The following is a 14151-nucleotide window of genomic DNA, read 5'->3' on the forward strand; positions in this document are numbered from 1 at the left end:
CATTCAATGTTTACCTGTATAGGGTGAAGTGTCCAACGTATTGTCGTTTTAATAATGGACTGTTAGGGTTTACGACATACCAATAATCACCAGTAGGTAACTCGGTACCATTATAGCGACCATCCCAATATTCGCCTACAGTAAGTGTAGCGACTTTTCTTCCGTAGCGATCAAAAATATCGAAGGTCAGATTTGGGAAGTCTTCAACACAACCAGGAGCCCATGTGTCGGTAACACCATCACCATTTGGAGTGAACCAATTTGGAATACAAGGACCGAGAATATTTATATTAATAGTAGCTCTGGCTTCACAACCAAGGCTATCTACTACTACAACTGTATAATTACCTTCTTCAGTCACGATATACGTATTGTTTTCGCCTCGACTATCGCCATTTAGAGTAAACTCGTAAGGACCAACACCACCAGTAACATTCGCAATGATTTCTCCAGCAGTTTCTCCTTCAACAAGTACTAATGATAATGGCTGATAATCTCCTATATCAAATAATTCAGTGGTTACAATACAGCCGTTCGTATGGCGAACATCAATATAATGACCTGTACCAGCAGGAATATCTGTAAACACATTATCCATTTGGAATGGACCACCATTTAGAGAATAATCCAATTGTGATAAATCGGTAACACTATCATCAACTGTGACGGTTACGATATTTGTAAAACTGTTATTTTCACAAGCCATGATAACATCAACCAAAGGATCGATTGTTATAGGTTCTGGGAAAGTAATGTTCCATTCAGATTCACATCCTTCAGCATCTCTTACATAGACAATATGATCACCACCATTTAATCCAGTAAAATCAAAGATGGTTTGATTTATGGCACCAGTATCATAAGGACCGTTATAATCATCAAGACTAACACTGTAAGGTCTGGTACCGCCAGAAATGTCAATACTAAATTCACCATTTGCCTCACCAGCACAAGTTTCCTCAAACAAAGAGTTTGGAACAATGCTCAAAATTACTGGTTCTGGATCTTCAATAGTGAAATTGAAAGTCACATAACATCCTAATTCATCTTGGACGATCACATCATAAGTTCCTGCAGAAAGATTTTCAAAAACATTGGTATTGAAAAACTGGTTCAATTGAGGTGAAATTGCATATTGAATAACTCCTGTTCCTCCCGTAGCATTAATTATCAACATACCATCATCATTTCCACTACAAGTAATGTTGTTGACTGTGAAATCAACTTCCAAAGGAGCTAATGGCTCAGTAATACTGATTGGAGCAGAGGCTACATTACAGTCACCACTTTCAACAACTACAACATAAGTACCAGCCACAAGCTCTGTGAACAATCCAGGTGTATTTTGTGTTGCATTAATAGCATTTCCAAGTGTATCTTCTAAAGTATAGACATAGTTTCCTAATCCGCCTTGGGCAGTAGCTACAATACTTCCAGTATTATCTCCTGAACAGTTGATTGTTGGATTTTCAGATTGTAGATTAATGGTTAACTCAGGAAGTGGATCGATAGTAATTTCATTCGATACATTAGCCACACAACCATTCGTATCTCTCACATAGTATTGATACGTACCATCTGGTACTGAAAAAGTTATAGCGTTTGTAAATGTTCCAATTACAGTCGCAAAATTTGCATCAGTACTATAAGTGTAAGGACCTATACCACCTGAAGCTGAAAGTGTTAATGTAGATTCAGTAGTACAACTTTGGGTTGTTTCCAATACCAAATTGGCATCAACAGGAGTTTGTTCATTGATTACAATATCTACTGAAGTCAATGAACATCCTAAACTGTCTTCAATTGTTACAGAATAAGTTCCTGGCCCTAAATTTGAAAATACATTTGCGGTTTGTGGTCCTGATGTACTTGAATTAGGAGCAATGGTATTTAAGGTATAGATATAATCTGCTCCTTGTCCGCCAGTTACATTAGTTATGGTAATTGAGGCATCTTGATCTCCAAAACAGGATAACATTGTTGTACTTGGTGTAAAAGTAGCGTCAATAGGTGTTGGTGCAATCAATTCAATAGCTACTGTTGCAATACAACCTTCAGCATCTCTAACATTTACAGTATAATTTCCTGCAGATAAATTACTGAAGACATTATTTGATGAATAAGCCACATTGGCATCACCTGTTAATTCATATTCGTACGTTCCCCAACCACCTGAAGCAATTGCTGTAATTGTACCTTGACTATTGTCACATGTTACATTTGAGGTTTCCGAAGCGGTTAAAGCTAAGCTCTCTGAAGGTGACGATACCACAATTGTAGCGGTTTCTGAACAGAACGGACTTTCAGTTTCAATAATTTCAACAGTGTAAGTTCCAGCTGAAATACCAGAAACTAGTAATGGGTTTGTAGATGTATTGGCATTAACTGGTCCCATAACTGAAGTATTTGATGCATCAAATATTTCGTAGGTATAATTTCCTGTATATCCTGAAATATTTAATTCTATAGTTCCAGAATTATCTCCAAAACAAGTAACAGCTGTTGAAGTAGCTGTAAAGCTTAAAGGTGTTGCTTCTGGAACAGCAATGGTAACCTCTTCAGAACAAGAAGTAACAGTATCTAAAATGGTGATGGTATACAATCCCGAAGGAACACCAGAATAGATGTTTCCAGCTAAATTGATAGATGCAGGATTCGGACTGATACTGTAAGAATATGAACCAGAACCATTTGTGCCTTCAACAGTAATTTCACCATCATCATTAGAACATGAAGGGAAACTTGTTACGTTTGCAGAAATTCCAATTGGTGCAGGAATGTCAAGACTGACTAAGTTTCCACAGCCATTAGCATCTTGAATTTCTACAGTATGTGTCCCTGAAAATAGATTTGCGATTGTAAAAGGTGCCGTTTGGGTTTGGAATGCACCACCATCAATACTGTAACTATAAGGAGCAATACCAGGTGAGTCTAAACTTACATTGATTTCAAATTGTCCTTCTGAAACAGTACATAAATCAACAACTGTTGCTGAAATTACAGGTGTTGGATCTCCAGGCAATATCACTTCAGAACTTGAGACAATACAACCATAAGCATCTAAAACATGAATGTAATAGCTGCCAGCATCTAAATTAAATGTGCTATTGGAAACCCAACCAGCATCTGTAGCTAAAGGAGCTGTTGGAGTAGTGGTTAGCTGATATAAATAAGGTGCTGTTCCGTTTTGACCAATCGCACTGATAACACCAGAATTTGCATTACAGTTGGCATTTTGATCTACTGATACTGTTAAATCCAAAGGAAAAGCTGATTCGGTAATATTGAATGTAGCAGTAATCACTCCACATCCAGAATTTGGTCCAGAAGTTTCACTGATGGAAACGAAATAGTTTCCGAAAGGCAATGGCCCTAAGTTGGTAACAGATAATGTGCCTCCAGCAGGAACTGTTCCTGTTCCACTAATACCAGTTGAATTTAAAGTTAGTGAATCAAAAATTTCATACGTCACATCAACAGATGAACCATAAACACTATTGATATCAAAAGAAACATTACCATCGGCACTTCCTGTACATGTGATATTATTTGAACTTAAAGCACTTGCTGTTAAGGTAGAGTTAGTAGGAATCGGTGTTGTTGCTGGCTCATAGTAACTACAATTTGTTGAGGCATCATATACGATAAACGTATAAGTTACGCCAGGTATAAGTCCGGTAAAAGTTGCCGATTCACTTCCTGGAGCATCTTCAGGAATCCATGATCCTGGCGGATTAGGATACACCGAAATAGGTCCTTGATAAATACTGAAAAAGAATGGTCCAGAACTACTTAAAGTAGAACCAACACTAACTACAGCTTCTCCACCAGATAAACAATCTACAGTAGCAGTAACCGAAATATCTAAATCGGTTGGAGGCGAGGCTACCAAAACATCCTGTTCCAATACAGAACAGCCATTGGCATCCACCACATTAATTTGGTATAATCCGAAATCAACAACATCAAAACTAATAGATGTAGATCCAGTAGTATTCAATTCTGAATTGGAATAACCATTGGTTCCAGTTACAAAATAGTTGTAAGGAGCCGTTCCACCAGACACCGAATTAATGATTACTGAACCTTGTGAAACACCACCTGCAGAACAAGTGATATCAATAGTCGTGTAATCCACTACAATTGCATCTGGTTCGCTAATAGTGATGGTTTCTGTATCTGTACATGAGTTGGCATCCGTTAAGGTGATGGTATAGTCTCCAGTTGGTAATCCAGAGGTTTGTGTACCAAAGTCTGTTCCTGTTGAATTATTATAAACATTAATACTGAATGGAGGTGTTCCTACACTAGTATCGATAGTGATATCAATAGCACCATTAGAATCACCATGACATAAAATATCAGCTGATTGCGCTACCAGACTAAGTTCTGGTAATGACAAAGGATTCACCTGAATCACTGATGATTCAGCTACACAACCATTGGCATCAGTAATTTGGAATTGATAGGTCCCATCACTAGCAGCATTATAAGTGTATGTAGTTCCAGTACTCCCTAATGATGTGTATGGATTTCCATTAATTGAAACTGCATATGTAAAAGGTGCAGTTCCTGTAATATTTCCAGTAATGATAGCATCTGGTGAAACCGTACAGTTCAGACCTTGTGTAAGTACCACATTTATGGTTGGGAATGGAATGGGATCAATCGTATACGATTCAGAATACACACAATCATTTTCATCCCTTACTTGAAAGGTGTAGGTTCCAGGTTCTAATCCTGTAAACACATTAGAAGTTTGGTAAGGAGTTACATAAGACGTAGGAGCAATGATTTGATATTCTAATGTTCCTGTTCCTCCAGTTGTACTTGTAATAGTAACATCTGCAGTATTTGATGGACAAGTAACAGGGGAATTACTGAATTCTAAATCCGTTGGTGGATTTAAAGGCTCAATTGTAATATCATTAGTTATTGAAGTACAACTATTTGCATCGCGAATTGTAATAGTGTAAGTTCCAGCAGTTAACCCTGAAAAGGAGTTTCCAGTTTGGAAGTTAACACCATCAATACTATATTCATAAGGCGCATCACCACCAGTAACTCCAGTTACTGTGATTGTTGCATTTGAAGAACATGTGTAATCAGCAGACAATTCAGCAGTACCTGAAATAGCAGTGTTAGCGGTTATCGTTACCGTTTGTGGATCTGTTGTACAAATAGAATTCCCAACTGTATATTGCAAGACAACATCATAATTACCTTCCGTTAAACCTGTAAACACCGAAGAATTTGAGAAGGTTGTACCACCATCAATACTGTATTCGATGGTATTTCCATTAGTTGCAGTAACATCAATTGAAATTACTCCAGAATTTGTAGCATCTGCACAAGCAATGTCTGTAGTTGTAACATTAAACTCTGGTGCTGGAACCGTATCAATTGAAATGGTTGTAGAAGCACTACAATTATTAGAATCAATAACTAATATATCATAAGTACCAGCAGCTGTAACAACGATTTCTGGATCGGTTTGAAAATCGGAAGACCCGTTGATGAAATAGAAGTAAGGAGGTGTTCCGCCTTCAGCATAAATTGTAATGACACCATCATTACAAGTCAAAGGTGTCGTAATCGCAGCAGTAACTGTTAGTAAAGGTGGTTCAACGATGGTGACATCTTCAGAATATTGACATCCATTTTCAGTTTCAATGGTAACTGTATAAGTTCCTGGATTTAGATTTTCGAAATTATAAGTGTTTTCCATTATTGGTCCAACACTATTGACCAAGGTTCCACCTTCATAAATAGCATAAGAATATTGCGGATCAACATCATTGGCAGCAAGAAGTATGCTTCCTTTGTCACCATGACAAAGTGGTTGGATAACGGTTGTTGAACCTGAAAAATCACGATCATAGATTTGAACATCAGGAACCGTAAAAACACAAGGGTTCGTTGCAACACCAATTTGTCTGATATAGACCGTATATAGTCCAGCAGTACTTACTGAAAATACATTACTCGATTGGAAATTAACATTGTCTAAACTGTACTCATAACCTGAAGGCACATTAATAACAGTGATGCTTCCTGGAGTTGTACAAATGATGTCTTCAGAAATGACATCAGGATCTAAAAGGTTTTGGTAGACATTAAAATAAAATTGTACAAAGCAACCTCCAGAGAAGTTGATTGTTAAGCGATATTGACCAGCAGTATCGACTGTAAAATTTGGTCCAGTACCAACTTGATTCCAAGTACATGAGCTATCCTCATTAGCACAATCTGAATTAGCAACGGGAGGACAACTCGTTTCATCCAATTGTTCCCAGATTATGGATGTAGCACTCGCTATATTGGTTTCAATAGCTCTTGAATCATCAGCACCACATAAAAAGATATTAGGTAAAAGTTTACCATCGTTAGGACAAGTTACAACTTCATCAGCGTAAGGTATGACAGGGTTTTCAATATCTCCACCAAACAATTCAACTTCATATACTTGTTCAATTGATTGACATGGCGCAATGGCATTATTGAAAGAGTAGTAGGTGCCTGTACTGGTAACTGTAATAGATTGACCTGTTCCAATTACGGGACTACCACTTGGACTTGTAGACCAAGTGTATGAATCATAACCATTTGCAGCAGTTAATTCTACGCTATCGCCACACAATATTATTTCCTGAGTAAATTCACAATCTAAATCTGCTAAAAAATTCGTCGCTTGAGGCGTTAATAAACAGCCTGTATTGCTATTGATACTTGGATCATCTGAAATTTGAAAATTCGGATTATAAAATCCGTTATAAGTTGCATAAGCTTGGTTGTTAATAATGTTAGAACAAGCATCTGCCAGTTGGCCACAATCATCAACCACTTGTACTTCAATACGAATTTCGTAAACGGGATCGTTTTCTTCAACTAGAGAATTATCTATATCGAATACCAACTCACGCGTTACAGGGTCATAACTAGCCACTGTCACTCCAGGAGGTAGAACTAAATCTGTAGGATGGTTATAAATAATATTAATTGGAAGAATATCTCTAATTTGGAAGTTCGTCGCATTGTCATTTCCTGTATTTTGGAAGCCGATAACATAATTCAAAGACGCTCCTAAATCAACTAATTGTCCACCTATATCATTCCCAGCATCATCCTCAACAATTTTAGTCAATACAATATCTGGCTCTATGATTTCTACTGCAAACGCAAAGAAGTAAGGAAAATATGTGTCACCACTTGTTTCCAAACGAATAGTTCCTGAAGTAGCATCATTGGCAATAACTGAATTTCCAGGGTTTGGAACTGCTATGACACCAGTATCAAATCCTAAGGTATTAGTACTGTTTGGAACACGATTATTTACTGGTAGGGCACTTAATTGTGTTACAGAACTATTAAAAAAGTTTGTCGCTGGTCTATCGGCTGTAGATAAGCTCACACCGTTCAAACGCAAACGGTCTCCTAAAATAGGACTGTCACCTTCCAAAGTTGCGAATGCAAAATTTGCTCTAACAGGAGCAGGAGCAGGAATTGTTCTAAATCCACTGACAGGTATATCTAAAGTAGGATTTCCTCCTGGAACACTAATAGCGCTAAAACCATCAAAACTGGTAATTGATTTTCCAGGTAAGGTTGGATCTTCATAAACAACAAAAAGAGACCATCCAGCAGATTGTCCTGTTCCATTATATGGTGAGAAATTGGCTGTTTCTCCAACTCCAGAAGATACATTAGCAACCGTATAGGTTCCTAAATCTGTTCCAAGACTGGTAACAATATCGGTAACATCAGCAAAACAAGCGTAAGAAAAACTATCACCACCATCGACTGTGGTTCCATTAGCATTGTATATAATTGTCCCTTGAATATCATTGTAATTTCCTACTGGTCCTTTGAATCTTACTTCAGTAATCGGTTCATTCCCAGGATTAACCGCGCCCCAATACAATCCAGCATAAATAATTTTATAACAGTTCGGATTTGGGATTTCTAAATCAGCACTCGAAGAGCTAAAAGTTGTTGGGTCACCATCAATATCAATGTATTGCATGTCTACATTATGGTTGTAAACTGAATCATCGTTAAAGGCATTGTTATCTGGACCAAGGATATTATTACCGATCAAAATGATGTCTCCCCTAACATCCTGATCATATCTTGGTGTAAATGGCTCGTAGTTTTGGGCGAATGACCCAAAACCAAATAGCATTATAAAGCTAATGGTGACGATTTTTGAAAATGTAGGTCTTTTCATGATACTTACTTTTTAAATTTCATTTTTAGAGGGCATAAAAATGAAGTTAGCCTAGTTATACTTTTAATTCTCTATTTTGACGAGGGATACTTTTTCGTTATATGATTTATTTCTATTGTTAAGGGCTTCGTTTGCCATATCTATACTCTCATACTTTTTGCTATAGATATAATACTTACTGGTATTGACATCGTAGAAGAAGTTCACATTAGATTCTCCAGTTGATACAACCTTTCTTACAAATTCGTTTCGTTTTTCAATATCTGTATGAACAGCCATAATGACGTAGTAACCATTGTCAACATGATTGACATTTTTCAATATTTGAATGTTGTCACTGCGTTCCTCACCAAAATCAAAATCGGATGGACTAAGCAATGAGTTGGTAACTGTGGTTGTTTCCTTAATGTTCTTTAATGCTGCGCGATCTAAAGAATAACGCTCTTCTTCATTATCAAATGCAGCACGCTTGATTCGACGTCTTCTTTCATACTCAGTAGCCACTTTAATATCCTCTAATCGAATTTCCAGATTGCTTCGAGCCTCAATAGCTTGTTTTTGCTCAGATTCCAATTGCTTAATGGTTTTTCTATAGAACAAGAAGACTTCATCATTGTATAAAGTATCGGTTTCGTATTTATCGTCATACAGTTCTTTCAGCTCTTTTATTTTTGAACTTCTATTACTGATTATATTGTCTAAATTAGATTTGATACGATTCAATCGGTTGTTTTCTTCCGTGATGCTCTTGAATGGACGAGGTTGAACAGCAATGCCTTGTTCACTTAAATCATTTTCTTCTTTTAAAGCTTTCAAATCCTCATTCTTAACTTCAACCATATCATCAAACTGTTGTAACAACTCTCTTTGTTGAGTTTTGGTATCTTCAGTTTCTTTGGCTAATTCATACATAGCCTTCGTGATGTCATCTTGAGGATTGGCAATGATGTCACTTTCTAAATCTGTAGCTTTTTCAGCTACTTCCTTAGCTTTTTGCTCAGCCAATAATCTTGCTTGTTCTTCAGCCTCCTCTTTGGCTTTTTGCTCTGCCAATAGTCTCGCTTGTTCAGCGGCTTCCTCTTTAGCTTTTTGTTCAGCCAACAGTCTTGCTTGCTCTGCAGCTTCCTCTTTAGCTTTTTGTTCAGCCAACAGTCTTGCTTGTTCTGCAGCTTCCTCTTTGGCTTTTTGCTCACCTAATAATCTCGCTTGTTCTGCAGCTTCCTCTTTGGCTTTTTGCTCAGCAAGCTTACGTTTAGCATCAGTCTCTTTTCTAGATTTAGAAGCGTTACTAATAATTGGTTTTCTTTTGTTACCAGATATCAATCCGACAACTTCATCCTCGCTACTGTAATCGTAGTATTTGTTGCTTTTGAATCGGTAAGCCAATGTGATATCGTGTGAAGGACCAAACTCGGTTAAGTCACCAATAGCTTTTTCAAAATTGTATTCAATTGCGATTTGTGGTGTGATATTGATTCCAGCACCACCAGAAATTCCGAAGACTGAATTATAACCTACTTGAGCCCAGAATCCTTTTGGAACCGTTAGCATTGCTAAAGCTGAAATAACTGTTTCATCAGTTTTAAATTCTGAACGTATTAATCCAGAGAATTTGGTTTCATCAAAAAATCCCCTCGTAGACATATAGCCAGTATACATTAAGTGTGCTTGAATACCTTGTTCTGGGTTGTCTTGAAGCATTTCAGAAGTATTGAAATTGTAAGCAGCAAGATTATTTATAGCGACTCCAAAGTCAATGAATGCAGTTCCGTAGTTAATTCCCGGACTTATAGTTAATAAGAAGTTTTCAGGAACATTGGCTAAAGCAGGATCGTCTACATTGCTTACAACATTTCCGGTATTTAAGCCACTTTTATAAGCACCAATATTCATCCCGAAAGTTAGGTTACTATCTCTGTTCATTCGCAGGTTGTAGGCGAAGTTGGTAACACCTCCAAAAGTGGTCAACACACCATAATTTTGTTGGAACACACTAAGTCCAGCACCAATATTTTCAGCAAATCGACCAGTATATCCAGCCATATAGGTAAGAGGAGCATCTTCAAATTGTGACCATTCTCTTTTATTGTATAAACTAATGTATTTAGTTTGTTCTCTTACAAAACTAAATGTAGGTTGCATAGCAAACCTGTTGAAGGTTAGCGAGTTTCTAACAGGTAAGGTAAGCGCAACCACTCCGTCATCTTCTTGAGCTTGGAGAAGTTGTAAGGAACACATCAATATGATTAAAGCATATATTGGTTTCATCTTATCTTATGACTGTTATCGATCCTTTTTTGGTTTCATTACCTGATTTAATCACATAATAAAACACTTGGTTTATGCTTGTTAAGCCCAAATCATTTTCAGGCCAGTTATTCAAATAATTATCGGTTTGAAGTACAATTTTTCCACGATTGGTCATGATAGTGACTTCAGTATTTGTACCACTTACATATTTTGTTGGAATGATCCATGTATCATTGAAACCATCACCATTAGGACTCACGATATTTGGAATATTGTCAACTTCAGGAAATGGATCAAGTGCTTCTTCAATTTCAAAAGTAAATTCTCGAGACACCACACAACCCGTATTTTCTGTTACAATCACTTTGTAGCTTCCAAACTGAGAAGTTTCGTAGGTTTCAGTTATGGCTCCAGATATTAAGTTGTTGTTTAGATACCACTCATAGCTCGGATTTGTAGCCGTTGAAGACACATTAATTGTAAGTGTTTCTTCTTCAGAAATAGTGTTGTATTCATCCACATCGATTGATGCATCAAAAAGTTCGCTAACCAATTCGATGGCACCATAAGCAAAACAACTTCCTAAATCCACTTGAACGGCATAAGTTCCAGATTCTTCTGTATCATACATTTGCTCGGTTGCATTTGGAATAGCGGTTCCATCTTTAAACCATTGGTAGCTACTTCCAGAAATAGTACTCAAAGTTGTAAGTCCGTCACCAGGACAAAACGGATTTCCCAAACTAGAGGAAATCCCAGCATCAGCTTCACCAGAAGCCACTTCACTGATTGTTACGCGATTGGAAAAGGAATCAGAAGTACAAGTTCCATAATTGGTTTCGGCAAAATAGGTTCCAGGTTCACTCACAGAAAGTGTTTCACCTTCAGCAACAAAAACAGAGGTTGTTGGTCCTGTTTCCTTAAACCAGTTAAACGTTAATGATGGATAATTCAAAGGGGAATCATTGTTTCCTGATCCTGGATTGTCAATCGTTAACACATAACTACCACCAGAACAAAAAGCACCTGTAGATACTAAATTATTAATGGAAAACGGTTCATCTTGAATTTTGTAATATGCCGCAAATGGAGTAGAACCAGTACTTGTAGCAACTGGAGCGCTACTCTTTATACGAATTCTGTAATTTTCACCAGCTGTTGTTTCTGGGAAAGAGAAACTCAATGTAGCTGGTGATGTGGTCACACTTCCGGCCGCAGAGGTGAATATTGCTGTAGCATTAGAGAAGTCGCCATCAGCATCAGAAAGCTCAACAGTAAACTGATTTGACGCTTGAAGACCACTTTCAGGAGAAAACACAAAGGTCAGGTTATACGTGTTAAACGATTCGCTGGCACACGCCTGACTAAATCCTAAATTTGGTGTTCCAATAACGATCTGTGCGTTTCCTTGCTTAGGGATTGTAAGCATGAAAACGCATATCAGAGTTAGTAGGTTATATACGGTTTTAATTTGGGGCATTTGTTAGGGCTGTAGTTGTGTTCTATACGCTTTGTTTTTTTAGGTGATTAATCTTCAATAATATCGCTAGAGGCAATGATTCTGTTGATTCGTAATCTGAAATCAGGACGTTTACGATTTTTAACATCGATAAAAGTTTCAGAATCTGGACCTTTGGAATACACATTATTGAAGGCTCTGTTACCATACCAATTTTCTAAATCATCATTATTGGTAAATCCATCTCTAAAGATGTTTCCATTACAATTATTGAAATAGGTTCTGGTAAATTGTATTTTATTCATGCTATCAGCATTAATTTTAATCTTTTTGTCTAAGACAACAGCAGGATTAAAACCTGATATCACACTCTTATCGCTAATAAACGACACATCTTCACCAATGAAAATAGCTTCATTGACCAAGCCAACACTGATATCGTAATCTAAATCATCGCTTAAATTGATAAGTGTTAGGTTTTCAGCAACAACTAAAGTTTGTTCCTTGGCAGCATCAACTTCATCTTTTTTGTGATAGGATACTACGCTCATTGCTCTTGGAACACTAGGTCCGGAAACGTAAGGTGATCTTACCGCCAAAGAGTTTGTGATTTTACACTGCGTTCCGTAGTTGAACTCATAATCATGTCCATTAGATTTGTAAGAAACCAATTTGTCTAAAAACAAGTTTCCACCGAGGATGTCAAACGATTTTCCTTCACAATAGCTAACCATAACGTTTTCAACAATGGTTTGCTGACCAACACCAGCTAAAGTCAATCCGCTGAAATAATCGTAACCTTTAGTTCTTTTTCCTGCATACTCTATGCGAACATATCTCAAGATACCTGAGTTGTCATCCGCATTATCACCACCATAAGTAATGTATTGGGCATTTTTAGGAAGCAATCCGTTGTTTAAAGTGCTTTCTTTTGAGATGGTATTCATTGGAGCGTTTCCAAGAACGAAAACACCTCCCCAGTCACCAGGTTTTTTTACACTTCGATTAGAAGTAAACACGATGGGATCGGTTTTGGTACCATCAGCAACAAGCTTTGAACCACCAGAAACGATTAAAGATCCTTTTGATTCAAAATCACCCATGATGATTGTTCCTGGCTCTATGGTTAGAGTCGTGCTATCGGTAACGTAAACATCACCTAAAAGCAAATAGATATCGCTTTTATAGAGTTTGGTGTCTTTTGATATTTTACCGCTTAGGATTTGTGTAGGCTTATTGTAGTCTACTTTGTTCGGACTAAATTCTGTCCAAGGATTAAGCCAATTGTCATAGCCAATAATCCCTTTTTCTTGCTGGGCAGACATACTGCCACAGAACGCAATTAAAGAAAGTAAAATTAAGGTAAAGTTTTTCATAAGAGGTTAAATTTATAAGTTGAGATTAGTGGGCATTTATATTTATACTCAAACTTATAAAGATTACACCCTAAATGCAAAAAATATCGATAAAGTGTAATATATTTTAAGAAAAAAAGTATTTTTCCTACAAAACGAATTAAAAAACTTACATAAATTAGATAGGTTTAGTTAAATTACCTAGTATCAATGCATTGAATAAGAAGTTATAATGCAAAAAAAACCTCGAATATTTCGAGGTTTTTTTAGTTGTGAAAATGGATATCAATCCGTTTTGAAATCATTATACGTATGTAGCGATTTTAAAGTTTCTTCGTAAAACAAAATTGCGGCAATCAGATCACGTGTATCAGAGTATGGTAAGATCGATTTTTGAAAGGCAATGGTACTATCAAAATAGCCTTCTGAGGCTTCAATATTATTTTCCAATGCTTTTTTGTTTTCCTTGGTTTCCGGAATCCCTAAATCTTCCATGGTGATTCCAGGTTTTGTTGCAAAAGCAATATTAGGGAGAATATTGACAATTACTTTGATGCGTTCAGTATATAAATCCAATAAGTCACCTTTAGTCATCTGATCTAACTCTTCAAAACTATGGTATTTGGAAATATTAACCTTTCCACTAATTATGTTCATTGAGGTATTTTTCTTTCCTTTTTGTGCAAAAGCAGTTCCTACCATAAGGAAAAAAACAGCGATTAATACAGTAGATTTTGTTCTCATTTTTGGGGTGTTTAGTAGTTCTAGGTGAAACAAAACTATACATTTTATTAAAAAAAACAACTTATTTTGAAGATTTTTTGTAAAATATTTTAACGCATGAAATGCATATTTCTTGG

At 36.8% G+C, this 14151-nt stretch carries 5 protein-coding genes; all 5 read right to left on the reverse strand.

The window, feature by feature from the left end:
* Positions 1-10 precede the first annotated feature (10 nt).
* The gene (locus tag AB9K26_RS09235; protein WP_369972277.1) at positions 11-8227 is read right to left on the reverse strand and encodes a T9SS type B sorting domain-containing protein; all 8217 of its coding nucleotides are present in this window, start codon (positions 8225-8227) and stop codon (positions 11-13) included.
* 63 nt (positions 8228-8290) lie between these two features.
* Positions 8291-10495, reverse strand: a complete 2205-nt coding sequence (locus tag AB9K26_RS09240; RefSeq protein ID WP_369972278.1) for a PorP/SprF family type IX secretion system membrane protein — start codon at positions 10493-10495, stop codon at positions 8291-8293.
* Between the two features lies 1 nt (position 10496).
* Complete coding sequence (locus AB9K26_RS09245) at positions 10497-11906, reverse strand: gliding motility-associated C-terminal domain-containing protein (RefSeq protein ID WP_369972279.1); 1410 nt, start codon at positions 11904-11906, stop codon at positions 10497-10499.
* Positions 11907-12004: 98 nt separating this feature from the next.
* Positions 12005-13312, reverse strand: coding sequence for a hypothetical protein (locus tag AB9K26_RS09250; RefSeq protein WP_369972280.1), 1308 nt, complete (start codon positions 13310-13312; stop codon positions 12005-12007).
* A gap of 264 nt (positions 13313-13576) precedes the next feature.
* Positions 13577-14035: a hypothetical protein gene (locus tag AB9K26_RS09255; RefSeq protein WP_369972281.1), complete on the reverse strand. Its 459-nt coding sequence runs from the start codon at positions 14033-14035 to the stop codon at positions 13577-13579.
* Between the last annotated feature and the right edge of the window lie 116 nt (positions 14036-14151).

This window comes from Psychroserpens sp. XS_ASV72 (genome assembly GCF_041224425.1).
GTDB lineage: Bacteria > Bacteroidota > Bacteroidia > Flavobacteriales > Flavobacteriaceae > Psychroserpens.